At 40.4% G+C, this 23836-nt stretch carries 23 protein-coding genes and 1 pseudogene; 18 read left to right on the top strand and 6 right to left on the bottom strand.

Features of this window, described 5'->3' with window-relative positions:
• Positions 1–2: 2 nt before the first annotated feature.
• The 17 genes and pseudogenes from BUA11_RS06605 (at position 3) to BUA11_RS06525 (ending at position 15723) form a co-directional block, all read left to right on the top strand.
• Positions 3–749, top strand: coding sequence for a lipoate--protein ligase family protein (locus BUA11_RS06605; RefSeq protein ID WP_072759672.1), 747 nt, complete (start codon positions 3–5; stop codon positions 747–749).
• Positions 736–1461, top strand: coding sequence for a 16S rRNA (cytidine(1402)-2'-O)-methyltransferase (rsmI, locus tag BUA11_RS06600; protein WP_072759670.1), 726 nt, complete (start codon positions 736–738; stop codon positions 1459–1461). Before BUA11_RS06605 ends, rsmI begins: the two co-directional genes overlap by 14 nt.
• Before the next feature lie 16 nt (positions 1462–1477).
• On the top strand, positions 1478–2014 hold the full coding sequence (locus BUA11_RS06595; RefSeq protein WP_072759710.1) for an RsmD family RNA methyltransferase: 537 nt from the start codon (positions 1478–1480) through the stop codon (positions 2012–2014).
• Between the two features lie 40 nt (positions 2015–2054).
• On the top strand, positions 2055–2702 hold the full coding sequence (locus tag BUA11_RS06590) for a TIGR00153 family protein (protein ID WP_072759668.1): 648 nt from the start codon (positions 2055–2057) through the stop codon (positions 2700–2702).
• A complete protein-coding gene (locus BUA11_RS06585; protein ID WP_245789591.1) occupies positions 2699–3721 on the top strand; it encodes a lipase family alpha/beta hydrolase in 1023 nt (340 codons plus the stop codon). The genes BUA11_RS06590 and BUA11_RS06585 overlap by 4 nt, the downstream gene beginning before the upstream one ends.
• A 16-nt stretch (positions 3722–3737) precedes the next feature.
• A complete protein-coding gene (locus tag BUA11_RS06580; RefSeq protein WP_072759706.1) occupies positions 3738–4229 on the top strand; it encodes a DUF3242 domain-containing protein in 492 nt (163 codons plus the stop codon).
• A gap of 13 nt (positions 4230–4242) precedes the next feature.
• The gene (locus BUA11_RS06575) at positions 4243–4956 is read left to right on the top strand and encodes a ribonuclease HII (RefSeq protein ID WP_072759666.1); all 714 of its coding nucleotides are present in this window, start codon (positions 4243–4245) and stop codon (positions 4954–4956) included.
• A gap of 55 nt (positions 4957–5011) precedes the next feature.
• Positions 5012–5650, top strand: a complete 639-nt coding sequence (thyX, locus tag BUA11_RS06570; RefSeq protein WP_218587315.1) for an FAD-dependent thymidylate synthase — start codon at positions 5012–5014, stop codon at positions 5648–5650.
• Positions 5640–5996, top strand: coding sequence for a hypothetical protein (locus tag BUA11_RS06565; protein ID WP_072759664.1), 357 nt, complete (start codon positions 5640–5642; stop codon positions 5994–5996). Before thyX ends, BUA11_RS06565 begins: the two co-directional genes overlap by 11 nt.
• A gap of 29 nt (positions 5997–6025) precedes the next feature.
• Positions 6026–6850: a bifunctional 5,10-methylenetetrahydrofolate dehydrogenase/5,10-methenyltetrahydrofolate cyclohydrolase gene (locus BUA11_RS06560; protein ID WP_072759662.1), complete on the top strand. Its 825-nt coding sequence runs from the start codon at positions 6026–6028 to the stop codon at positions 6848–6850.
• Between the two features lie 39 nt (positions 6851–6889).
• Positions 6890–7264, top strand: a complete 375-nt coding sequence (gene yajC, locus BUA11_RS06555) for a preprotein translocase subunit YajC (RefSeq protein WP_072759660.1) — start codon at positions 6890–6892, stop codon at positions 7262–7264.
• A 21-nt stretch (positions 7265–7285) separates the two neighbouring features.
• Positions 7286–8710: a protein translocase subunit SecD gene (secD, locus tag BUA11_RS06550; protein ID WP_072759658.1), complete on the top strand. Its 1425-nt coding sequence runs from the start codon at positions 7286–7288 to the stop codon at positions 8708–8710.
• A complete protein-coding gene (secF, locus tag BUA11_RS06545; RefSeq protein WP_072759656.1) occupies positions 8710–9606 on the top strand; it encodes a protein translocase subunit SecF in 897 nt (298 codons plus the stop codon). The genes secD and secF overlap by 1 nt, the downstream gene beginning before the upstream one ends.
• Before the next feature lie 83 nt (positions 9607–9689).
• A complete protein-coding gene (locus BUA11_RS06540) occupies positions 9690–11642 on the top strand; it encodes a sodium-translocating pyrophosphatase (RefSeq protein ID WP_072759654.1) in 1953 nt (650 codons plus the stop codon).
• Positions 11639–12640, top strand: coding sequence for a 6-phosphofructokinase (locus BUA11_RS06535; RefSeq protein ID WP_072759652.1), 1002 nt, complete (start codon positions 11639–11641; stop codon positions 12638–12640). Before BUA11_RS06540 ends, BUA11_RS06535 begins: the two co-directional genes overlap by 4 nt.
• A 278-nt stretch (positions 12641–12918) precedes the next feature.
• A pseudogene (locus BUA11_RS06530) lies at positions 12919–14273 on the top strand (MFS transporter).
• A 241-nt stretch (positions 14274–14514) separates the two neighbouring features.
• Positions 14515–15723, top strand: a complete 1209-nt coding sequence (locus BUA11_RS06525; protein ID WP_072759650.1) for an iron-containing alcohol dehydrogenase — start codon at positions 14515–14517, stop codon at positions 15721–15723.
• A 53-nt stretch (positions 15724–15776) separates the two neighbouring features.
• Here BUA11_RS06525 and BUA11_RS06520 read toward each other — a convergent pair whose 3' ends face one another.
• The 5 genes from BUA11_RS06520 to BUA11_RS06500 form a co-directional block, all read right to left on the bottom strand.
• Entirely contained in the window at positions 15777–16415 is a 639-nt protein-coding gene (locus BUA11_RS06520) for a FeoB-associated Cys-rich membrane protein (protein WP_072759648.1), read from the bottom strand.
• Positions 16416–16446: 31 nt separating this feature from the next.
• Entirely contained in the window at positions 16447–17538 is a 1092-nt protein-coding gene (locus BUA11_RS10470) for a pyridoxamine 5'-phosphate oxidase family protein (protein WP_245789587.1), read from the bottom strand.
• 35 nt (positions 17539–17573) lie between these two features.
• Positions 17574–17780, bottom strand: a complete 207-nt coding sequence (locus BUA11_RS06510; protein WP_072759646.1) for a heavy-metal-associated domain-containing protein — start codon at positions 17778–17780, stop codon at positions 17574–17576.
• A 32-nt stretch (positions 17781–17812) separates the two neighbouring features.
• Positions 17813–19999: a heavy metal translocating P-type ATPase gene (locus BUA11_RS06505; RefSeq protein WP_072759645.1), complete on the bottom strand. Its 2187-nt coding sequence runs from the start codon at positions 19997–19999 to the stop codon at positions 17813–17815.
• A gap of 168 nt (positions 20000–20167) precedes the next feature.
• Positions 20168–21829 carry a sensor domain-containing diguanylate cyclase gene (locus tag BUA11_RS06500; RefSeq protein WP_072759643.1) on the bottom strand — a complete coding sequence of 554 codons (1662 nt, stop codon included), beginning with the start codon at positions 21827–21829 and terminating at the stop codon, positions 20168–20170.
• Between the two features lie 130 nt (positions 21830–21959).
• On the opposite strand from BUA11_RS06500, the gene BUA11_RS06495 reads away from it, so the two are divergent.
• Positions 21960–22892 carry a 1-phosphofructokinase family hexose kinase gene (locus BUA11_RS06495; RefSeq protein ID WP_072759641.1) on the top strand — a complete coding sequence of 311 codons (933 nt, stop codon included), beginning with the start codon at positions 21960–21962 and terminating at the stop codon, positions 22890–22892.
• Positions 22893–22936: 44 nt separating this feature from the next.
• Here BUA11_RS06495 and BUA11_RS06490 read toward each other — a convergent pair whose 3' ends face one another.
• Entirely contained in the window at positions 22937–23824 is an 888-nt protein-coding gene (locus BUA11_RS06490) for a glycoside hydrolase family 130 protein (RefSeq protein WP_072759639.1), read from the bottom strand.
• Between the last annotated feature and the right edge of the window lie 12 nt (positions 23825–23836).

Here is a 23836-nt window from a genome sequence, read left to right as displayed (position 1 = left end):
TGTTGTACTTTTTTGAAACGTACGGTTTTGATGGATTGAAGAACATGGGCATAGATGTTGCTTTAGGAGTGTTCTCTGAAAAATTAAACGATGTCATATTGCGCTTTTACACTTGGAAAGTTCCAACACTTTCTTTGGGAAAGCATCAAAATTCCGATGATATAGATGTGGACTATCTTAAAGAGAATAATTTTGATTTGGTTAGAAGACCTTCTGGCGGAAGGGCTGTACTACACTGGGATGAATTGACGTACTCTGTTGTAGTGCCAAGGAATCACGAGCTTTTCGAAACAAGTGTCCTCGAACTGTATAATCTGATTTCAAGGCTACTAATAGAAGGTTTGAGGCGCTTAGGGTATCCAGTTGAATTAACAGAGGGCAAAAAGAAAGCATCAACACATGTCTGCTTCCAAGTTCCATCGACGTACGAAATAACTATGAATGGTGTAAAGGTTGTTGGCAGCGCTCAGACAAGGACCCAGGATTACATCTTGCAACACGGCTCAATAGTTCTGATACCGCACGATGAGGTTAAGCACTGCTTCAAAAGTACGAAGAACTTGGATATACCTTTGATAGGTCTGTATGATTATCAGCACAAACCGATAGAAGAAATCGCAGAAAGCATAAGGTTGTCGTTTGAGTCTCGTTTTGGAAAGGCAAAGACACTTAGCAAAGAGATGATAAATGAAGTTATGGACAACTCGGAAAATCTGATTGAAAACTTTATAGTAAATGTTGGGAAGTGATAGTATCGCGGGTATTCTGTACATTGTCGGCACACCGATCGGCAATTTGAAGGATATAACATTAAGGGCTTTGGAAGTGTTGAAAGATGCCGATTTGATACTTTCTGAAGACACGAGAAGGACTCATAATCTTCTAACACACTACGGAATATCTAAACCGCTGGAGTCTTTCAACGAGCATAATTCACATAAGAAGGTTGATAAGGTTATAGAGCTGCTAAAACAAGGAAAAAATATTGCCCAAGTATCAGATGCAGGAATGCCTGTGGTTTCGGACCCGGGAGCTATACTAATCAAAAAGTGCCATGAAGAAGGAATCACTGTTCAAGTAATTCCGGGACCGAGTGCATTGACAAGCGCTGTTGCGCTCAGCGGGTTTATGGGTACGCACTTCTACTTCATCGGATTCATGCCGAAAGACAAGAACAGAAGAAGGCTTTTGCGAAAGATAAAAGATAATGAATTGATAGAAAGATTCGTTTTTTTCGAAAGCCCTGAAAGGCTTAGAAAAACGCTTGATGATATACTGAAGATTTTGGGAGACTGCGAGGTTTTCATCGCAAGAGAGTTGACAAAACTACACGAAGAGAGCTTCAGAGGTACAGTGACGAGCGCACTCGAACATTTTAAAGATGTCAAAGGAGAATTGACCGTTGTTGTTCAGAAAGTAGAGGGTCAAGAGAATCCAGAAGAGTCAAAAGCTATTGAATGATGCAGGTGGAAAAAGTATGTTGAAAATCGAGACAGGTGAGCTTAGAGGGAGAGCAATAGAAACTGTTCCTGATCCAAGGACGCGGTATTCTTCGGCGATTCTTAGAAGAAGTCTTGCAAATATGGTTGATTTCCAAGGGAAAGTGTGTGCTGACATATGTGCAGGGAGCGGTTCTGTTGGGTTTGAGATGATAAGCAACGGTGCAGCGCATGTGACATTTGTTGATACTTCAAAATTATCTGTGGCAACGATTAAAAAGAATGCTATCAACCTTGGAGTTGAAAATAAAGTTGATATAAAGAAGATAGACGCACGCCGGTTTTTGGAAACACATGCCGGCGTTTTTGACATTATTTACTCTGATCCGCCTTACGAGCTGGGAATAGTACGCGATATACTCGAACGTGTTCATGCAATAATGGACGTGAATTCAATGTTTATCCTTCAGTGCTCTAAGAGAGAAAGACCTAAAGAAAGCGAGATAAGTAATTTAAGAATCATAAAAGAAAAGGATTACGGCGATACGCTCTTGCTATTTTTCGAAAGGTTATAATTTTCAGCTTTTTGTGGTATAATTGTCTGGGGGTGTTGGTATGCAAATTTCATTCGCAAAGAAAGAACGTGAAGTTATTGCAAAGCTTGGAGAACTTTCAAGAAAAACAGTAGAAGCGACTTCTACTCTTAGAAGTTTTTTCGACTGTTATTTCAAAAACGAGTGTGATCAGAAGCAGAATTTTTTTAAAGACATAAAACGTATTGAGCATGAAGCTGATGAAATAAGGCGCGGGATTATATCTGATATATACAAAGGTCTATTTCTTCCGGATATGAGAGAAGTTATACACTCTCTTACCGAAGGTATAGATAAAATAGTCAACAAGTGCGAATCGGTAAGCAAAATTGTGGACTACCAACACCCGAATGTTCCAGAGCACCTTAAAGAGAAGATTATAGGACAACTTGATTGTGCAGTCAGCGCAGCGCAAGCTTTCGTTACTGCCGTCGAAAAGCTATTTGACAACATCGACGAAGTCCAGCATTATGTAATTGAGGTTGAAAGGTTTGAACACAATGAAGACGTAATCGAAGAAGAAGTTTTGAGGGATATATTCTCTTTGCAGATAACTTTGGCTGAAAAGATGCAGTTGAAGGAGCTCGTTATCAACGTTGGTGATATAGTCGATAGAACAGAAGATGCCTCGGATATATTGGAGGTATTGCTATTAAAACTCGCTTATTGATATTCTGTTTATCTTTATTTGCTATCGCTTTTACTTCAATTACTTACGGTGCAAAATATTATGTTTACTATAACTCACTTGTTCCGATCTACATATCATTAACGAAAATAGAGCCATTTTTTGAATACAGCAAAGTTGTAGAATACGATTGGGAGAGACCACAAGCTAAGATTTACGAGATAAGGAAACCGAAAAATGATGCACCTTCGGTACTGTTGATTCATGGAATTGATCCAAACGAGATATATGGGACGTGGACACGTTACAAAGCTATCTTCCGAGATTCTTGGACGAAAATATTGCCTGAAGACTATGGATTGTATTTTTTTATTTATCCCTCGTTGGACATACCATTAGAAGAAAGTGCAGATGCACTTGTCAGGGAAATTGAAAATATTTCCAAGAAGTTCGAAGAGAATTATGATAATGCGAGCGTTCGTTTCAATATATATGCCCACAGCATGGGCGGTTTACTTTTAAGATACGCATTACAAGAAGATGAATTCAAAAAACATGTAAACAAAATCATCTTTGCTGGTACACCGCATATCGGATCTCCTTTGGCAAATTTCATAGTCATGAACAAGAGTTTGCTTAAGCTCAGGAAAGACTGGGGATTTATAAAGAACGTGCTCATAGCTTCAAACATTTCGGGTGGATATACGTACGCACCGAATTATAGATATTTAATGTATGGTTCGAGATATCCAGAAGTACCAAATGATGTTGAATTTCTAAATTTTGCAGCTGTGATAACCCAAAAAGCTGATGTGATGTTTGAAAACCTTGTGACAACCGAAATGTTCTCAACGACAGGACTTCTATTTTTGAAATCGGTCACAGATATTTTATTTTCAGATAAGCAATTCACCGATAATGATGGAATGGTTCCAATTGAAAGCGCAACTTATTATGGAAAATGCGAGATTTTTAGAGGTTTCGACCATGCAGATCTCGTTATGAGTGATATAATAATCAAGAAGGCGATTGAATACTTTTATGGAGAAAAAGTTAAGTAACTCGGCAGGTGATAAGATGAGAGATATAAGAAAACTTCTAACAGCTTTTGTAGTTTTAGTGATCATTTTAATTCTTTCATCGTGCTCTATACCGTTCATTCCAGAAGTTCCTCCATCGAGCTATTCGTTAGAAGCGGCGGTCAACGTTCTTAGTAACAAGTACACACTGCTTGAGAGCGGTTGGATTAACGGTTTTGGAGATATTCAACTCGGAGATGGTCGTTTTGCTATTTTCGACGGTGTTGATGGATTTTTCATGCTATTCAAATACGAAAGTAATGAAGAAGCGAAAGAAAATTGGAACAAGATAACGAAAAAGTACGGTAATCCTTTGAAGATCAAGTACATGAAAGTAAACATGGGCGACTATGGAGTTTTCACTGTAAGGCTTGAGAGTACTGATCTGTACGCTTGGTTCAAAGAAAATTGGCTTATAGTTGTTACTGGTGACAAGATTGAAGGGTTTGTAAGGGATGTTAATGAAATATACAATACGGTAAAAAGGTAGGACAAATTGCAATATGAGTAAAGATAAATCTATCGATTATACAATAATAGGCGTTGACGAAGCTGGAAGAGGACCGCTCTTTGGACCTGTTGTTGCAGCGGCGGTTTTTCTCGATGATGATGTTTATATAGAAGGCATAGATGACAGTAAGAAGCTGTCCGAGAAAAAAAGAAACGAACTATACGAGATAATTTTTTCAAAAGCGAAGTTTGGAATAGGATTGGCAACACCAGAAGAAATTGATCTGTACAACATATTCCACGCAACGGAACTTGCTATGAACAGGGCACTTGAATTGCTTAGTCAATTTGTTGAAATAAAAAATGTCTTTGTTGACGGTAAGAATTTGAAATTGAACTATCCGGCAACTTGCATCGTGAAAGGCGATGGCGAAATTTATCAAATCTCCACTGCATCGATTCTGGCAAAAGTAACAAGGGACAAGATAATAAAGAAATTCGATTTGCAATTTCCACAATACAAGTTATCGGTACACAAAGGCTATCCAACAGAAGAACACATTGAATTGCTGAAAATTTACGGTCCAACACCTTTTCACAGATTAACTTTTGAACCGGTTACTCAGATATTATCGATAGAGCTTTTAGATTCATGGCTAAGAGAAGGTCTTATATCAGAAGAAAGATACAAGAAAGTTTCGAGTCTTTTGGAGGTGGATCTCTTTGGGAATCTCAGAAAACATCGAACACATCGAAAAAACAAATGATAAATTGAATCTTGAAGAAAAAATTCTCGACAAGGGTTTTGTAAGGCTTGTAGATATGATGGGGGATGATTACGCAGCGGTTAAAGCCGCTCGAGTTTCGTATGGTCAAGGGTTGAAAACACCCGAACGCGACAAGGCACTAATTATGTATCTCATGGAACACGGGCACGAGACACCTTTTGAACATATAGTCTTTACATTTCACGTTAAAGCACCGCTTTTCGTTGCAAGGCAGTGGTTTAGGCACAGGATTGGTTCATTTAACGAGATAAGCCAGAGGTATACGGAAATAAAAGAGGAAGAATTTTACATACCTGAAAACATAAGAATTAACGTTCCTGAGGACAGGCAAAAGGCGATAGTTGTTGATGACACAGAACTTCTTGAGAAAGTTAAGGAAGCAATGGTGAAGACCTTCGAGGAGGCTTATCACACTTACAAAGAATTGCTCAACATGGGTGTTGCAAGAGAACTTGCACGTATCGTTCTACCTCTTTCAACTTACACGCAGTTTTATTGGACGGTTAACGCGAGAAGTTTGATGAATTTCTTGAGTTTGCGAGCGGATTCTCACGCCCAGTGGGAAATAGAGCAGTACGCCATAGCTATTGCGAAGATGTTTAAAGCAACTTGCCCGTGGACCTACGAGGCATTTGTAAAATACGCCTACCGAGGTGATATCCTTGAAGCTTAGAGAAATACTTGAAATAGTAGAAGGAAAAGTAATTGCACCAGAGGATGCCGATTTGAACATAGAAATCAGTAAAGTTGCAGCCTCTGACTTGATGAGCGACGTGCTCGCACTTACAGAACCCGGTTCACTGCTTGTAACAGGGCTTGCAACACCGCAATGTGTGAGGACAGCGGGGGTTGTCGGCATTCCTGTTGTTATCATTGTGCGCAACAGGGACATAATGCCTGAAACATTGAAAGCCGCAGAAACGGCTGGTGTTGTGCTTTGCGTAACGAAAAAAGGCATGTACGAAGTCTGCGGGTTGCTGTACACCGCAGGACTTCAACCTGTCTTTAACCAAGGATAATAACTGCTATTGGTGGAAGGTGGGGACATATGATTCTGAATTTAGAACCGCTTTATTCATCAATTGTTGAAGATATAAAACAACGTGTGGCAAGGTTACCGAGAACACCGAAGCTGGTAGCTGTCACTTGCCAGCCAGAACCTTCAACGCTGAGTTATCTGAGAAGTCAGGAAAAACAGGCTAAAAGATTTGGTATTGAATTTGCGGTATATGAGGCACCGAAAGCGTCGGATTTGAAATTGCTTTTGCCTAAGTTATCAGCTGATGACTCTATCAACGGAATCTTTCTCACACATCCACTACCGCCGGAGATTTCTGAAATCGAGGCGATTTCTTTAATCTCTCCGGACAAAGACGTTGAGGGCAGGCATCCAGCGAACCTTGGAAAAATAATGTACGATAGCCCCATCTTTCCGCCATGTACTGCAGAGGCTGTGTTAAGAATAATAAAATATCTTGGAGATCCAACCGGAAAGAGAATTTCCGTTATAGGCAGAAGTGTTACCGTTGGAAAACCGCTTGCACTTCTTTTGTTGCAAAAGGGTATTGACGCAACGGTAACTGTATGTCATTCAAGGACCAAGAATATAGCTGAAATAACGCGCGAATCGGGTATTGTGGTTGTTGCCATAGGAAGAGCGAAGGCCCTCAACAAAGATTATTTCAAGCCTGGAACAACTGTCATAGATGTGGGTATAAACGTTGAGAACGACGAAATTTTTGGAGACGTGGACCCCAGTGTCGCCGAGATATGTGACTTAACGCCTGTTCCGGGTGGAGTCGGGAGGATCACAACACTGGTTCTTATGGAGCATACAGTAAAAGCAGTTGAAATAGCAAGGAACATTTTATAAAAAGATAAAAACATATCAACCCTTAGGAGGTGTGTACGAGTGAAACTTATATTCGCAGGAGCGCCAGATGCAGGAGCAACAACAGGAACAGCTACACCAACAAGTACTTCTGGAGCATTGATGCAGATGCTCATCATGCTACTTATCTTTTTTGCGATGATGTATTTCTTGGTGATACTGCCGCAGAGAAGAAGAGAAAAGGAATTCAAACAAATGATCGAGAGCTTGAAAAAAGGTGATACTATAATCACAACTGGTGGTGTGGTTGGCAAGATAGTTGATATCAAGAAAGACGTAATCAAGATCAAAAGTGCAAATTCAACTGAGCTTGAAATTCATAAGGCTTACATAGCTAAGGTAATTAAAGAGAAAGAGGAAGCCAAAGAAGAAGTAAAAGAAGATTCCAAAGAATAAGTAGCGGGGGAGGGTTTCGGAATGCGGAGTGATCGCATAAGACTTATCATCTCATTGGCACTACTTGTAGCAGCTGTTGTAGCCATGTTGCTGCCCGGTGGAAGACCGGCAAGTGGTTTTGCGAAGTTTTTCAGTCGCATCAAACTTGGTCTTGACTTAAGCGGTGGAGTAAGGCTCGAGTACAAGGTTGATATTGAAAAAGGTACGGAAAATCCAAGTGCGGTAGTTGATGATGTTTGGACGGTTTTGAGAAACAGGCTTGACTCAGCAGGATACACTGAAGCGGTGGTAAAGAAAAGTTTCAGAGAAAACAATTCTTTTGTGATTATAGAAATCCCAGATGCAACGGATACGTCAAGAGCAGAAAAGCTAGTTGGTTCAACTGGTGTGCTCTGGTTTGGTCAATCGATTGACGAAAGAACGTACGACCCAACGACAAACCCAGACGATGTGAATCTTGCGTTAAGAGAAAACGCCGAATGGTATCAGAGCAAAGATGGAAAGACTTGGTACTTGATCAAGAAAGAAATTAACAACAGGAAAGATCTTGTACTCTCAGGTCCAAGAATTGTCGAGGCGGTACCAACAATAGATCAAAAAGGTGTTGCAAATTACGTAGTTTCTTTCACGCTTGACAGACAATTTGTCGAACTTTTCAAAAATATCACAAAGGAACTTTACGTACCTGAACAGGTTCTTAATAGCGGTACAACGCAGTATCAACTTGCACTTAAGAAGAGACTTGCAATAGTTCTTGATGATAAAGTTCAGTTTGTTGGATTTGTCGTCAGTCCAATCGAAGATGGAAAAGGACAAATTAGAGGAAACTTCACTTTCGATGAAGCAAAGGAACTGGCCGCAATACTTAGAAGTGGTGCACTCCCGGCAAGGTTGGAAAAAACGACAGCCAATCTTGTTTCACCAACTCTTGGTAAAGATGTCCTCAATCAATCACTCAATGCAGGTATAATAGGTGCAATACTTGTCATACTCTACATGCTTATCATTTACGGAGTTATGGGATTTGTTGCTGTTATCGGTATATTCTATGCACTGATAATAATTTTTGGATTCCTTGCCGGAACTGGTGCAATACTCACGTTGCCAGGTATTGCAGGTATAATCTTCACAATAGGTACTCTCGTTGATGGTAATATAATCATCTACGAAAGGATCAAAGAAGAAGTTAGAAGCGGAAAGACTATAAAGGCAGCGATAGAAATGGCATTTTCAAGATCTTTCTGGACGCTATTTGATGCAAACCTTACAACTATAATTGCTGCACTTTTCCTCTACTACTTCGGTACTGGTACAATCAAAGGATTTGCTATAACAACGATCGTTGGTATCTTTGCAGCAATGTTCATGAACCTCGTATTCAGCAAATTCTTGCTCGATGCAATGTCTGGGGCTATCAGAGTTAGAAAAGCAGGGGGTGCAAAATAATGAAACTCGATTTCGTTGGAAAAAGATATTACTTCATTGCGCTTTCCGCAGTATTAATAGTTATTTCAATCATAAGCATATTCACCAAAGGATTCAATGTTGGCTTGGAATTCATAGGTGGAAGCGAAGTTGTAGTTAAGACTTCGCAAGATATGAAAATTGCAGATGTCAGGGCAAAGATTTCTGACTTAGCTCCAGAATTCAACAACGCAAGAGTTCTTGAAGTAAAAGCTCTTGGACAAGAAGAGGAAAAGACATTTTCAATCGTTGTTGCACCAAAGGATGAAAAAGGTAATCTGAGAACGTACAATGCTGATGAAAAGGCAACATTGTCGAAAGCAATAGAAGAAAGACTCGGCGGTAAAGTCGTTTCATTTACAGAAGTCAGCGGAGACGCGGCGAACGAAATCAAGAACCTCACTTGGAAAGCAGTGGTATTCACACTCCTCGGAATTCTTATATACGTAGCTTTGAGATTTAAATTCGCATTTGGTATAGGTGCAATTTTGGCACTTATCCACGACGTCGTGATAACACTCGGCTTCTACTCGATTTTCGGCATAGAAATGAACATTGCGGCGATTGCAGCTGTTTTGACACTCGTAGGATACTCTGTCAACGATACGATTATAGTATTCGATAGGATCAGGGAATTCGGAAGGAAATTCAAAGGTAGAGAAATGGCAAGTGTTGTTAACGACAGTATAAACTCTGTTATATTTAGAACAATAAACACATCTTTAACAACGTTCTTTGTCATACTGATGTTGCTCTTGCTCTCAACTGGTAGCATAAAGTCATTTGCATTTGGAATGACGATAGGCGTGGTTGTCGGAACGTACTCATCGATATTCATCGCTTCACCGATAGTAATAAAATGGGTTAAGTCTCTATAATTGGGTGACTATATGGATACGGGGGCATGTTGACCGCGTGCCCCCTTTTTGTAATAATAAAATTCGACAACGGAGGTGGGATTTTGGCTATACTATTTTCATCAATATTGGCGGGAACTATTTTGATAGTTTACCTAACTTTAAACGTGCTCGACAAGAGTCCAGGAAACGAAAAGACAGAGAAGATATCAAGAATCATTCAACGTGGTGCGAAGTCGTTTTTGTTTCAAGAGTACACAATCTTCTTCCCAATAGTCTTCTTGCTCTCACTTCTCTTTGGATTTTCATCCGGTTGGGTGAATGCAATTTCTTTCATTATAGGGTCTTCGTTCTCTGTTTTGGCAGGATTCTTTGGAATGCTTATCGCCACAAAATCTAACGCGAGAACTGCCTGGGGTGCTACAAAGGGAATAGGAGAGGCGCTCGACATAGCCTTCTCTGGCGGTGCAGTTATGGGGCTCATTGTATCGGTCCTCGGACTTGCAGGTCTCGGGATAGTGTATCTATTGTTTGGTCTCCAAGCGGTAAGTTATTATTCACTTGGAGCGTCCTTTGTTGCGCTCTTTGCCAGAGTTGGTGGCGGTATCTATACCAAAGCGGCAGATGTTGGTGCTGACATTGTTGGAAAGGTTGAATCGAACCTTCCGGAAGACGACCCGAGAAACCCCGCAGTTATCGCTGACAACGTGGGTGATAACGTTGGAGACGTTGCTGGCATGGGTGCAGACCTTTACGAATCGTACGTTGGTTCAATATTCTCCGCGATATCTCTTGGATATGCACTCTTTGGAGCGAGTGGAATAACGAGCACGCTTTACATAATCTCTTTTGGACTGATTTCGTCGATACTTGCGATAATACTGGTTAAAGTCTTATCAAGGCTCAACACAGAACCAGCGCTCGCTTTAAGAAGCGGTACAATTGCTTCGAGCGTAATCTTTTTGGCGTTTTCGCTTTCATATGCAATCATGGATAAGAACATGAACCTATTCTGGACAGTTTTAGTTGGTAACATCGTGGGCGTGTCAATAGGGCTCATCACTGAATGGTACACATCCGGAAAGAAAGTTGAGAAATTAGCACACTCAGCAGCGATGGGACCTGCCAACGTTATCATCAGCGGTACAGCGCTTGGAATGGAATCGACAGCGGTGATAACCATTCTCATAGCGGTTGGAACACTTATTTCACACAAATTAGGCGGACTGTACGGAATAGCGATGGCTGGGGTCGGTATGCTTGCTACACTTGCGATGAACCTTTCAGTCGATGCTTATGGACCTATTGCAGACAATGCTGGTGGAGTAGCTCAAATGGCAGGATTGGAAAAAGGCGTAAGAGATATTACCGACAAACTCGACGCACTTGGGAACACAACCGCGGCTATGGGAAAAGGTTTTGCGATAGGTTCAGCAGCACTTACAGCTATAGCCTTGTTCGCAAACTTTGGTTCTATTGCACACATTCAACAGATACAGCTGCAAGACCCAAAGATGTTCATCGGTGCTCTGATAGGTGCAATGCTTACGTTCTTCTTCTCAGCGCTTGCAATGAACGCAGTTGGCGATGCTGCAAACGATATGGTTGAGGAAATAAGAAGACAGATCAGAGAGATGCCTGGAATACTTGCCGGCGCGACAGAACCTGACTATGGAAGCTGTATAAAAATCGCCACAAAAGGTGCACTTAAACGAATGGTCTTACCATCAGTGCTTGCAATTGCTTCACCGATTATCTTGATGCTAGGTCTTGGCGTTCAATCGGTAGCTGGATTGTTGATAGGCTCAACCGTAACAGGCGTTGCGCTCGCTATATTCATGGCAAATTCAGGAGGAGCTTGGGACAACGCTAAGAAGTACGTTGAAGAAGGACACCTCGGTGGTAAGGGATCATTCGCACATAAGGCAACCGTTGTTGGCGATACAGTTGGCGACCCTTACAAAGACACTGCTGGTCCAGCACTTAATATACTTATAAAATTGATGGCAATTACATCGATAGTATTTTACTCAATTGTGGGGAGGTGGATTCAATGAGACGTGTGGGAGTACTTTCAGTTGGAAACGACTGCCCGGGTATAAACGCAGCGATAAGGTCAGTTGTTGTCAACGCTATAGAGAAAGAAGTCGAAGTCATGGGTATCAAAGATGGCTTTGAAGGTTTATTGAATGATAAGGTTGACATACTTGTAAGAAACAACGTTTCAGGTATACTTCACCAGGGCGGTACAATACTCGGCACCTCTTTATTCATTCCAGAGAGCGATGAAGATTTGACAGCAATAAAGAACAAAACGATACAATACGGAATTACGGGATATATCATCCTTGGCGGAAGGAATGCTGTCAGAGCAGCTTTAAATTTGCAAAAATACGGAATACCATCAATAATAGTTCCTGCAACGATAGACAACGACCTTTCATTTACAGATTTTTCAATAGGATTCATAACAGCACTTGAGCACGTAACACAAGCACTCGACATAATCCACTCGACAGCGGAATCGCACCATAGAGTCATGATAGTCAAGACGATGGGTGCACCGGGTGGATGGCTCGCCACATTTGGAGGATTGGCAGGCGGTGCAGATTTTGTCATCACGAGCTCCGATGTGCTTAATCCAAAAGAATTGGTTCAAACTATACAGCATAGGTATGAGAGTGGAAAACGATTCTCGCTTGTCGTTGTCGAAGATGGTGTAAAGCTTCCAGATGAGATAATCGACGAATGTAAATGCTCGAATGAAAGTGATCCGGCAGAAGTCGTTGGGCTTTACATAGGTAGGAAACTGAATCTTGAATGGAGATATACAAACCTTGGATACATCCAAAGAGGAGGAACACCTGCTGCAATAGACAGGATAATTGCAACCCAGATGAGTGCAAGAGCGGTTGAACTCGTCAAAATGGGTAAATTCTACCATGCAGTTGGTGTAAAGGGATTCATCGTCACAGAAGTGCCGTACAGCGATACACTACTTAACGTAAGGCCAGTAGATTTCTACATCAAACAACTTGCAAAATTGTTCTATTAATATTTAATATTAATTCTTGGAAAACCTGAAAAAGTCGGTGTGAAAAAGACACCGACTTTTTTTATTATGACAATTATGAGAAAAGAAAATGAGCGTAATAAAGAGAAATAAAAAGAAAGACAACATTTGAAAGACTATCATGTGCTTATTCTGTACGTATCGATTTTGTTATTATATTTTTAACATGATATAATGAAATTAGTTTTCGGTAACGTTACCAATAACAAAAAACGGTGACAATTGAGATGTAAGTCTTAAATAACAAAGGGGGTTGCTATATGGCTGAAAGATTGCCGTTGTGGAAGAAGTGGATGTACGCACTCGGTCAGCTTGGATGGTCACTCACAAGCTTTGCGATTGGAAACGCACTTGTTTATTTTTACATGCCGCCCGAGGGGGTGAATTTTACGCAGTTTATTCAAAAGGGTATAGTATTTGCAGGACTCACGATAGTTGGATTAGCGCTCGGCACATCGAGGCTTTTCGACGCCATCACGGATCCTCTCGTTGCGACTTTGTCTGATAGGAGCAAACTGAAACTTGGCAGAAGAAGAGGCTATTTGGCAATAAGCGTATTGCCTTTTGCACTTCTTTCTTACCGTTTTTACCGCCATCGAGTAATTATCTAATAAACACAATCTGGCTCTTCTCTACAGTAATTGCTTTCTACTGGTTCATGACAATGTATGTCACACCGTTTTTTGCATGGATGAGCGAGCTTGGACACACGCCAAATGAAAGGCTCGGACTAAGCACGATGATTTCTGTCACGTGGGCAGTAGGGTACGTTATAGGTACACAGATATACCTCTTCCAAACGATGCTGGAAAAAGCTGGTTTTGAACCACTAAAAGCATTCCAGACAGTTACAATAGCTTACGGCGTTGTAGGTTTTATCTTCATGCTGCTACCGATAATATTTATAGACGAGAGAAGATACTGTGAGGCACATACAGTAAACGAAGGTGGACTTGAAGCGATCAAAACAGCATTTAAGGATAAGCCGTTTTTTATATTTGTCATCCAAGACCTGCTCTACTGGGTCGGATTAACCGGAATAAGCCTTGGACTTGTTTACTATATAACAGTATTGCTGAAACTTCCAAAAGAGCATGCTTCACAAGTTCAGCTCATAATGTTCTTGCTTTCGTTCCTATTCTACGCACCTGTGAATATACTTGCGAGAAAACTTGGTAAAAAAAGACTGCTAATGGTTGGATTCATAATATTTGCTATAAACTTCGGATTTACTTCAATGCTTGGAAGACTGGCATTATCACCGGTTGCGCAAAGCTACATCGTCGCAGTCCTCGCAGCGATACCGTTAGCCATATTCGGAATACTTCCAAATGCAATGGTTGCCGATATAGCTGAAGCCCATGGAAAGAGAACTGGAAATTACAAGGCAGCAGTTTTCTTTGGCGCAAGGACATTCGTGCAGAAGATGGGCCAAACAGTTGCAGGTCTTATATTCCCTTCGCTATTCATACTCGGCTCAAATGAAGTTAATGAAGTTGGACTAAGAGTAAGTGCGATAGTTTCACTTGCCCTGATGATACTCGGATATGTTCTGTTGCTCTTCTATGATGAAAAATTTATATTGAAGCATCTCCAAACAGTACATAGTGAATAAGTCTAAAAAGTTTCTTTCATTAAATAGAACCGAGGCAGAAAGCCTCGGTTGTTTTTTTGCCTTTTGAAAACCTCAACAAGACTTAAGACTTTCAGCAATCGTGAAAATAATAACAACAAGATATTGACAGTATAATGAGTATGTATTAAAATATTAATGGAACGTGAAATATATCACAAAGTTAGTTATTTAATACTAAGTATAGCTTATTCCAATCTTAGAGTGCAGGAGGTAGACTAACATGTTTGAAAAGAAAGTTAACATCTACAACGTTTTCGAGCTTAGGTGCAAGACAACATGCTATTTTGGAGTTGGCGCTATTGAGAAGATGAAGGATATATCTGAATATCTTAAAAATAACAACATGAAGAAAGTTATCGTTATTACAGACCCTGTTGCTTACAAAGTTACTGGCGCATGGGATGTTGTAACAAAGTACTTTAAAGAATACGGAATTAAGTACGTTCTGTACGACAAGGTCACACCGAATCCAACGGTTGAACAGATAGATGAAGCGACAAAACTCGGAAAGGAATTCGGTGCGAAAGCAGTACTCGGCATAGGCGGAGGTAGTCCAATCGATACGGCAAAGAGTGTTGCCGTTTTGCTTGAGTACGACGGAAAGACTGGCTCTGAGCTTTATGAAGGAAAATTCGTTCCAACAAAAGCAAAACCGATAATCGCAATTAACACGACACATGGAACAGGTACGGAAGTCGACAGATTTGCTGTAGCCTCTATTTTGGAAAAGGAATACAAACCAGCGATAGCATACGACTGCATTTATCCATTGTTTGCAATAGACGATCCCAAACTGATGCTAACACTTCCATACAAGCAAACTCTCTACACGTCAATTGATGCTTTGAACCACATTACAGAAGCAGCTACTACACTTTCGAGAAACCCATACTCGATACTCTTGGCAAAAGAAACGGTTAGACTTATAGCTACATACTTACCTCAAGCATTGAGCAATCCAAACGACCTGAACGCAAGATACTGGCTGTTGTATGCATCCGCAATAGCGGGTATATCATTCGACAATGGGTTGCTCCACTTCACGCACGCACTTGAGCACCCGCTGAGTGCAGTTAAGCCAGACCTTGCGCATGGACTCGGACTTGCGATGCTTCTTCCTGCTGTTGTCAAAGAAATATATCCTTCTGTAGCTGACATTCTTGCCGAAGTGTATGAACCAATTGTTCCGGGATTGAAAGGCAATCCAGGCGAAGCAGAAGCTATAGCCAAGGGAATAGAAAACTGGCTATTCAACATGGGAGTTACGGAAAAACTTTCAGATATAGGATTCAACGAAGGTCACGTTGACAAACTCACAGAACTTGCAATGACGACACCTTCACTTGGATTGTTGCTTAGCCAAGCACCGATAAAAGCTGAGAGGGAAGTTATAAAGAGGATATATGAGACATCATTGAGGAGAATGTGACAAAAAACCGGGCTGATTTACGCCCGGTTTTTGCTTTTAACGGCGTTCAATATTTAAGAGTACATTTTTACTATATCAAAAATCTCTTCGCACGTAGATAGCGCCTGTAAAGGTTCTTCTTTTGATTTGTATTCTTTTGTAATGAGAAGTTGATTATTAGCGTAAATGACAGACACTCCGAAGTACCTGACAAGCTGTTCTTTTAAATCTAAAGGAAGTCTTTCGCTTACTTCTTTTGGAATAACTTTATAAGTCTTATCGAAGGCAGTATTCTTTCTCAAGAAAATAATTTCAAATGGCGAACGAGGTATTATACTGCATTCCGGAAGCTGGGAATGAAAATTTTCAAGTAGATAACAGAAATACTTTTTATAGTAATTTCTCGCGGTTACTTCTAATTCAAAACAAAGTGATTTACCTTCCTGCTCTTCTGTGGGGTATGTGAACAAGTGTTGTACTTTCAGATTCTTCCATCTGAAATTCGGGTTGAGTTTTGAGAATGTTTTTGAAAACTCCTTTTGGAATGTTTTATCTTCTCGAGCGATGTATCTGTATCCATGACCGTTGATGTAATCCTCTACGAGGTTTTCTTGTTCCTTTTTCTTTTTTCTGAATCTGTAAATCACAAATAGAACGATAGCATCGGAGACTATTATGAAAATTACTAATAGTATTACAAATGTAGAATCCATATACAGCGCCACCATTTAAGTAATGAAATTGTTATTCATTTCGTCTCTTACCTGTTATGTACTCTATTATCAATTTTACCACTGTTGTGTTAGAACACTCACTTTCAAATTCTTCAGCTCTTGATTGAGTGAATTTTCCGTACGTTTGCGGCGAGTACTTCCGGACAAGTTCAAGTAGTGCCATCTTCTTTTTTTCACCATCAACAACCCTTGCTTGACCGAAAGCTATAACGCTTTCGTAAGCTGTCGACAGTTGTTCTGGAAGAACTTTTGCCTTTGTTACTACTGAGAAACTTACGTTCTTGTGCACAGAAATGTTTTCAAGCTTTTTTCCAGAGCTCGCACAGTGGAAATAAATCGCACCGTCTTTATAAACATAATTCACTGGCACTGCGTACGGATAGTTACCGTCGTAGGTTGTAAAAAAACCATATTCGCCGATTTTGAGAAGTTCGATAGCATCTCTAATAGGTAATTCTCTGTCTTTTCTTCTCATCTTTGGGAATGGAGATATTCCAAGAGCCTGTTTGACAAGTGTGATTAAGACTCTCGGAGGAATTTGACTTTCGATAGCGATATTTCTGTTCGTGTAAATGTCGAATTCTTCGGTGCTTATTCCTTCACCTAAGTCGTACTCTTTTTCGTATTTTTCAAATTCGTCTTCAGTTTCGATTTCTACCATGTACTTAATATCGATATTGTAAGGAATGTCAAGCTGCATGAACTCATCGAGCACTATTTCTGTGGGCGTATCGGATATGTAGTGTCTGATCTTCACTACAACGGGCTTGCTTGATAATTCGTTGAAGAGTCTTTCCCACATATCTGTATTTTGTTTCCTGATAAATTTGGTTAAATCGTACTCCTCTTCAACTCGTTGAAAACCTTCCACGAGTTCAGACTTAAATGCGGCGATCCAAGTTTCGTTTCCTTTTTTATCCACTGTGTAGCGAATTCTCCATTCTCGACTTTTTGAAAAGTCCCGTTCGCCAAGAAGTTCCAACAACAAAATGCAGTCCGGCAGATACCACTGGACCACACCAATTGAAAATTTTGCCATATTTTTAAGTTTCGTGGCTTGGTTTTCGTCAATCAGATACTTCTTTTCTCTTTCGATGGGCATAGCGCACGCCTCAAAATAAGTTCAAGTTTTGAAAATCATTGAATGGTTGCCGATTCTACCGGATAATCGATCTCTTCGAGCTTTTGTACTACTCTTTCAATGTTATCTGTGTCGATAATGACTTCTTTCTGGGCAACTCTAACTTCAAAGTCCTTCTCTCCAATTTCCTCGAGTGCCTTTGAAATTCTCATCTTGCAGTGGTTGCATGAAATGTCAGGAACTTTCAACAGATACCTTGCCATACGTCTTCGCCTCCTTTGAGATTCGGGGATAATTAAATGGATAAGTGGGTAGCCCTTTCGAACTTATTCCTGATTCTTATTGAGTTAAAAATCACCGTGATTGAGCTCATAGCCATGGCAGCTTCAGCTATCGCCGGATGTAACAACCCAAGCATTGCAAGCGGAATAGCGATGACGTTGTAGAAGAACGCAAATAGCAAATTGACCTTGATAGCTTGGAATGTTATTTTCGATATCTTTATCACATCAGCTACCTTTGATATACCACCCTTTGTTATTATTATATCAGCACTATCGATTGCCAAGTCACTTCCGCTTCCAATTGCAATGCCTATGTCCGCTGCTTTCAGCGCCGCTGCGTCGTTTATTCCATCACCGACCATAATCACTTTCTTGCCGAACGCTTGGAATTTCCGCACAATGTTCAGTTTTTCCTCGGGCTTAACGTTTGCATATACTTGCTCTATGCCAACGATATTTGAAACGTACTTTGCAGTGTTTTCATTGTCGCCTGTAACCATGACAGGAATTATACCTGAATTCTTGAGTTCAGTAATTGCTCTGACAGAATCTTCCCTTATAGCATCTTCGATGACGAAGAAGCCCAATATCTCGTCATCTTTCCTAAACTCGACGATCGATTTTCCTTGAGATGTATATATCGAATAAGAAGCTATGTCTTTCGGTTTCCCAAGAAAATAAGTCACTCCATCTACATTACCCTGAACACCTTTTCCGTGAATTTCGGTAAACTCGATGATTTGAACAACTGTGGCCTTATGGTTTGACAAATATTCCGCAACTGCTCTTGAAAGCGGGTGAGTTGATAAACTCATCAAGCTGTAGGCTATCGGTTTCAATGAATCTTCGATTTGCGCAACGGAAACCTTCGGTTTTCCTTCCGTAATCGTTCCTGTCTTGTCGAAGAGCACATAACCAACGTTCTTGACGGTTTGGATAGCCTCCGCATTTCTAATGAGCAATCCTCTTTTCGCTGCCAAAGAAGTTCCGACTATCAATGCCATTGGAGTTGCCAGTCCCAAAGCACACGGACAAGCGATGACAACCGTGGTTAAGAATACGAATATAGACAGCGAAAGTATGTTTTCAGTGTGGATAGTCCACGGAAGGATATCGCGTATTGAATGAGTCAGCATGTTCATATTCTCGAAATTGAAATACCACAAAAAAGCGCTTATGAGAGCAAGAGCCACAATGGTGGGCACGAAATAATTCGTAATCCTGTCTGCGAGCTGTTGAATTGGCACCTTTGCTCCTTGAGCTTCTTGGACTAACGAAATCATTTTTGACAAAAAGGTATCCTCACCAGTCTTAGTGACACGAGCTTTTATAACACCGTTCACATTCAAAGATCCGCCTATTACTGAGTCGCCCTGTCCTTTTTCAACAGGTATGGGCTCTCCGGTGATCATAGATTCATCTACCAGTGCTGTTCCTTCTATAATTTCTCCATCTGTTGGAATTCGCTCTCCTGGTTTTATCAATAGTATATGACCTTCCTTTATAGCCTCGATGGGAACTGTGAATTCTCCCTTGTCCGTTATAACCTGCGCATCCTTTGATTGAAGCGCAAGTAATTCTTTCACTTGCTTAGATGCTCTATCCCTAAGGTAGGATTCGATGAATCTGCCAAGCAAGTGGAGAGATACTATCATCGCACCGATACTGCCAAATGCGTGGATGTCCATGAAATAAGATAGAGGCGTCGTCAACCAAGCTGTTACAGAGCCAAAGAGTATCAAAGTATCCATATTTGAATGCTTATGCAAAAGGGCGATTGTAGCACCTTTAATAGTATCGCGACCAGCATAGAAAATGACAAGTGCTGCAAATATAAGCTCGAGTTCTTTGAAGTAAGGTATGTGGACGTTATTCATGTGGAAAAGCATCAGAATTGATAGAGGGATGGTTATGATGAGTGCGATTATCAGGTTTGTCTTTATCCTTTTCAATCTCTTCTCCTCGATTGCCTCGACTGGTTCATCAGTAACACCATATCCAACGCTTTCAACCGCTTTTGCCAGAATCTCATCATCTACATCGTCTTCTAAAACAACGAAAGCGGTGTTCGTTGCAAGGTTAACAGCGGCGAATTTGACACCTTCGACTTTTGAAAGAGATTTTTCAACGATTCGTGCGCAATTCGCACACGTCATTCCTGTGATGCGTAAGCTTTTCTTCTTCTCAACATGTTCCATTTCGCTCCCTCCTTACAATTTATATTATACACGATAATCTGAAAAAGTAAATTAGTTATCACTAAGTCAGTGAAGAAAATTTAAAAAGCCCCATGTTTTTTTCGGTAAGAACACAGGGCTTTAAGTTTCTACTATTTTAGAAAATGCCATTTCTAAAATATGTTCATGTTATTCAATGTTATCGATGCTGAGTTGCGAGGCGAGATGGTAGCTTTTTCCGCTGTTTTTCGCGTAGTACATTGCCATATCAGCTTTAATTAGTAAATCCCCAAAGTCAATGCCATCATGCGGATATATTGCTATTCCGAAGTTTGCGGAGACTTTGAATACATGCGACTCCCAGATTATATCTTTTTCTATCTCTTGGAGCGTTCTTTCCACAAATTGTAGATATTCTTTACAATCATATAGTAAGAAGACAAACTCATCCCCACCGATTCGTGCGACAAAATCACTTTTCCTTACAACTTTTTGGAGTCTTTCAGAGATCACTCTAAGTAGATAGTCTCCTACTCTGTGGCCAAAAGAGTCGTTAACAATTTTGAATCTCAGAAGATCAACGTACACTACGCATATGTTTTTTCCTTCCCTTTTTGCAAGGTTCATCATTCTTTCAGCTTCAATTTCAAGCGCTCTTCTGTTTGGTAGTTGTGTTAGAGCATCTCTTGTGGATAAGAATTCAAGCATGTCTTTTTGTTTCAACAACTCTTCTTCAAGTTTTAACCTTTCGAATACAACACCTATCTGGGTAGCGAAGAGTGTGGCGATTCTAACTGAAAAATCATTAAACGTATGTACTTTTTCAAAATTGTCGATATTTAAAAATGCCGCGATTTCATTGTTTACAATGATTGGAACAGAAAGCATAGCTTTGATTTCGTTAACTCTTCCGTATTTGTCTAATATTTGAAACCTCTCATCTTTGAGCTTCTCTGAGTCGAAACCCTGAAGGTGCGTTATTATTTTTACTTTAGGATCCATACTTTGCGCCAGCTCTTCAGGAAGGAACCAGACCTTTTTCAGTTCTTCGAAGTTGTATCCAACACAAGCACTAAATTTATATCTATCGCCATCTTTCACAAGAACCGAGCCTGCTTGTGCGCCCGGAATTATTTCTATTGCTTTTTCTAATATCAGTTGATATGAAGGTTTTACGGAACCTCTTAGCATATCTTGGCTTAGCTGGATTACTGAATTTAGCGCTTTATTAAGAGTCGATTCTATATCTAATTCTCGACGTACGTACATTTCGTAAACAACAGTAATTGCTATCAATAACAGTAGAACGAAAGACATGATTATTGGAATTTCGCTAATTGTGAGTAATCTTTCGTATCTCAAACCATATGCTAGATCTCTTACTAAGTTACTCTTCGCAGTTGTTATTCGTATATTGTGTATTTCAAAGTTTCTTAGAATAGGGCCTACATCAATTCGGATACTGGCTCTTTTGTCAGGTAGAAATCTCTCACCAAAAGAATCGAATATTTTGTATTCAACGATAAGGAATGTCCCTTCACTTCTTATTGAGTAAAATCCATTCGGAGGGTTAGCACTTTCAAAAGTAACGTCTACAATGAACGGATAGTCCTTTTTCATCTCTCTTTGAAGCTTTCTCATGCTTTCATGGTCCTGTTTTGAGACAGCATTGTACATATCGTCCCATTGAGAGTATGCTCGCGATACTTCCATTGCTTGAGTTTCCATAATGTTCTTGAATAGCAACCTGAAAGATTTATCTTCATTTTCAAGGTATATTCTCAGAAATATGATGAATGAGAATGTTATAATCCCAAGTAGTAGAAAATAAATCCAACTTTTTGATTTCACATCGTTCCCTCCGAGAAGGAATTTTATTCGATAATATTTTACCATGTTTTCTTAATTTTTATATTTAAAAATATCTGATAAAATAATATACGATTATCAACTTAAGGTTTTTGCCCTGGAGGTGCATATCATGATTTTTACATTAACTATGAATCCCTGCCTTGATAGGTACATCTACGTTGACGAGCTTATTCTGGACGATACTATCCGTGCACAGAAAGTGGTAGATTATCCAGCGGGTAAAGGAATCGATGTATCAAGAGTAATAAAAGAACTCGGCGGAGTATCGATTGCTATAGCGCTCGTTGGTGGAGATAATGGTCGCAAGCTCGAAGAGATGTTAGATAGAGAGGGGGTCATCTACTCTTCCATCCGCGTGCCGCAAGAAACAAGGATGAACGTTATACTTGAAACCAACAAAGGTCAGTACAGAATAAGTATGCCTGGTGAGAAGATTAGCGTCAGAAAGTTGCAAGTTGTACTTGAAGTTCTCAATGCACTTGTTAGACCAGGGGATGTTGTGGTCGTCTCAGGAAGTTTGCCAAAAGGAGTTGCCGCTGAGTTCTACACAGGCATAGTCTTTTCGTTAAAGCAATGGGGAGCAACAGTTTATTTCGATGCTGATGGCGATAAATTGAAAGCAGGATTGATTGGACAGCCCGACTATATAAAGCCGAATTTGCATGAATTCCAAAGACTAATTGGAAAGCACGTTTCAAAGCGTGAAGAAATTGTGGAGGAAGCAATAAAAATAATTGATATCCACGAGCTTAAGGGGATACTATTAACCCTTGGCGGTGAAGGTGCCTACTTCATATCGAAAGAAAAAGTTCTTTATACAAAAACAATAAAAGTGAATGTAAAGAGTGCGGTAGGTGCCGGAGATTCATTCTTGGCTGGTTTTGTGCTCAAAAGGACCGAAGGTGCGTCAGATGAGGAAGCACTAAGATGGGCAAATGCATCTGGTACTGCTGCTGTCATGACGCCTGGAACAAGGTTGTGCAGAAGGAATGATGTCGAGAGGTTGCTTGAAAAGGTGGAAATTGAGGAAATAAAGTTCTAAGAATAATAAGAAGAACGGGGGTATCCCCGTTCTTTCTTCAAAGTTTATAATTTGCACCATTTCATTACTTCTTCGACTTCGATTGTGGCAAGGGCTATGTAATTGTCAGCAGCACCGTAATACACATAATATTGACCATTGTACTCAACCATTGCATCGCTGAAAACCACATTTGGTACACCGCCAAATATTTCCCATTCTTCTTCCGGTTCTAAGATTGGCTCTTCACTTCTCTTAATTACTTTTGTTGGGTCATTAAGATCAAGTAATATGAATCCGAGCCTGTATATCGGTCTTGGTGCTTCTTCTACACCATGGTAGAGCAGCAGCCAGCCATAAGGTGTCTTTATTGGTGGAGCACCAGCACCAATTTTTAGATTATCCCAGTAACCTTTTCTCGGACCAGCTATGCTTACGTAGTTTCCCCAGTTTACAAGATCATCAGAAAATGCCAACCAAATGTCCGGTTCGAATCTGTGGAGCATTACGTACTTGCCATTTATCTTTTCTGGGAAGAGAGCGGCATCTTTATTGTTGATTTCGTCCTTTATCACTACGCCATATCTCTTCCAAGTAATGAAATTCTTTGTCGATGCTAAGGCTACTCTTGGACCTTTTGGTGAGTAAGCTGTGTAAAGCATGTAGTATGTGTCTCCAATTTTGGTTATCCTCGGGTCTTCAACGCCGTACAGTTCATCGCTTACTGCTGGAGAAAAAACAGGTTTCTCAAACCGATTGAAGCGAACTCCATCCGTGCTAACGGCGTACCCTATTCTTGAAACCATATCGACACCTTGTGCCCTGTAGAGTAAGTGGAAAAGCTCACCGTCGTAAACAACGGCGCAGTTGAATACAAACTTGTTTTCCCAAAGGTGTTCAGGAACGGGGGCGAGTAATGGATTCAACGGGTGCCTTTTTAATCTTAACTCCATCTTTTTTTTCTC

This window comes from Fervidobacterium gondwanense DSM 13020, assembly GCF_900143265.1.
Classification (GTDB): domain Bacteria; phylum Thermotogota; class Thermotogae; order Thermotogales; family Fervidobacteriaceae; genus Fervidobacterium; species Fervidobacterium gondwanense.
The sequence above is the reverse complement of the archived record's forward strand: the minus strand, read 5'-3'. Positions and strand labels throughout refer to the sequence as shown.

What these genes read in the sequence shown, in the direction of transcription:
- secF (WP_072759656.1), top strand. Translation starts at nt 8,710, where the DNA reads ATGAAACTCGATTTCGTTGGAAAAAGATATTACTTCATTGCGCTTTCC.
- BUA11_RS06535 (WP_072759652.1), top strand. Translation starts at nt 11,639, where the DNA reads ATGAGACGTGTGGGAGTACTTTCAGTTGGAAACGACTGCCCGGGTATA.
- BUA11_RS06575 (WP_072759666.1), top strand. Translation starts at nt 4,243, where the DNA reads ATGAGTAAAGATAAATCTATCGATTATACAATAATAGGCGTTGACGAA.
- BUA11_RS06580 (WP_072759706.1), top strand. Translation starts at nt 3,738, where the DNA reads ATGAGAGATATAAGAAAACTTCTAACAGCTTTTGTAGTTTTAGTGATC.
- BUA11_RS06510 (WP_072759646.1), bottom strand. Translation starts at nt 17,780, where the DNA reads ATGGCAAGGTATCTGTTGAAAGTTCCTGACATTTCATGCAACCACTGC.
- thyX (WP_218587315.1), top strand. Translation starts at nt 5,012, where the DNA reads ATGATGGGGGATGATTACGCAGCGGTTAAAGCCGCTCGAGTTTCGTAT.
- BUA11_RS06595 (WP_072759710.1), top strand. Translation starts at nt 1,478, where the DNA reads ATGTTGAAAATCGAGACAGGTGAGCTTAGAGGGAGAGCAATAGAAACT.
- BUA11_RS06520 (WP_072759648.1), bottom strand. Translation starts at nt 16,415, where the DNA reads ATGGATTCTACATTTGTAATACTATTAGTAATTTTCATAATAGTCTCC.
- BUA11_RS06495 (WP_072759641.1), top strand. Translation starts at nt 21,960, where the DNA reads ATGATTTTTACATTAACTATGAATCCCTGCCTTGATAGGTACATCTAC.
- BUA11_RS06490 (WP_072759639.1), bottom strand. Translation starts at nt 23,824, where the DNA reads ATGGAGTTAAGATTAAAAAGGCACCCGTTGAATCCATTACTCGCCCCC.
- BUA11_RS06525 (WP_072759650.1), top strand. Translation starts at nt 14,515, where the DNA reads ATGTTTGAAAAGAAAGTTAACATCTACAACGTTTTCGAGCTTAGGTGC.
- BUA11_RS10470 (WP_245789587.1), bottom strand. Translation starts at nt 17,538, where the DNA reads ATGCCCATCGAAAGAGAAAAGAAGTATCTGATTGACGAAAACCAAGCC.
- secD (WP_072759658.1), top strand. Translation starts at nt 7,286, where the DNA reads ATGCGGAGTGATCGCATAAGACTTATCATCTCATTGGCACTACTTGTA.
- BUA11_RS06560 (WP_072759662.1), top strand. Translation starts at nt 6,026, where the DNA reads ATGATTCTGAATTTAGAACCGCTTTATTCATCAATTGTTGAAGATATA.
- BUA11_RS06505 (WP_072759645.1), bottom strand. Translation starts at nt 19,999, where the DNA reads ATGGAACATGTTGAGAAGAAGAAAAGCTTACGCATCACAGGAATGACG.
- BUA11_RS06590 (WP_072759668.1), top strand. Translation starts at nt 2,055, where the DNA reads ATGCAAATTTCATTCGCAAAGAAAGAACGTGAAGTTATTGCAAAGCTT.
- rsmI (WP_072759670.1), top strand. Translation starts at nt 736, where the DNA reads ATGTTGGGAAGTGATAGTATCGCGGGTATTCTGTACATTGTCGGCACA.